The following is a 366-nucleotide window of genomic DNA, read 5'->3' as shown; positions in this document are numbered from 1 at the left end:
GAATATGATATAAATAAATGGCGGAGGAAGAGGGATTCGAACCCCCGCGGGCTTTAACACCCCTGTCGGTTTTCAAGACCGATCCCTTCAGCCGGACTTGGGTATTCCTCCGTATATTTATAACAAACGTAACTTATATGGTAGCGGCGGAGGGAGTCGAACCCACGACCTCACGGGTATGAACCGTACGCTCTAGCCAGCTGAGCTACACCGCCATATTATTTGTTACAATTATTCAGTTTAATTGGTGGAGCCTAGCGGGATCGAACCGCTGACCTCCTGCGTGCAAGGCAGGCGCTCTCCCAGCTGAGCTAAGGCCCCATAAATGGTCGGGAAGACAGGATTCGAACCTGCGACCCCTTGGTC

The 366-nt window shown here is 51.9% G+C and carries 3 tRNA genes; all 3 read right to left on the bottom strand.

Features of this window, described 5'->3' with window-relative positions:
- Nucleotides 1-18: 18 nt before the first annotated feature.
- A tRNA-Ser gene (locus tag AC0C45_RS30110) sits at nt 19-111 on the bottom strand.
- Nucleotides 112-138: 27 nt separating this feature from the next.
- Nucleotides 139-215, bottom strand: a tRNA-Met gene (locus AC0C45_RS30105).
- A gap of 30 nt (nt 216-245) precedes the next feature.
- Nucleotides 246-321, bottom strand: a tRNA-Ala gene (locus AC0C45_RS30100).
- Between the last annotated feature and the right edge of the window lie 45 nt (nt 322-366).

Source organism: Priestia sp. VA7, from assembly GCF_055710015.1.
The sequence above is the reverse complement of the archived record's forward strand: the minus strand, read 5'-3'. Positions and strand labels throughout refer to the sequence as shown.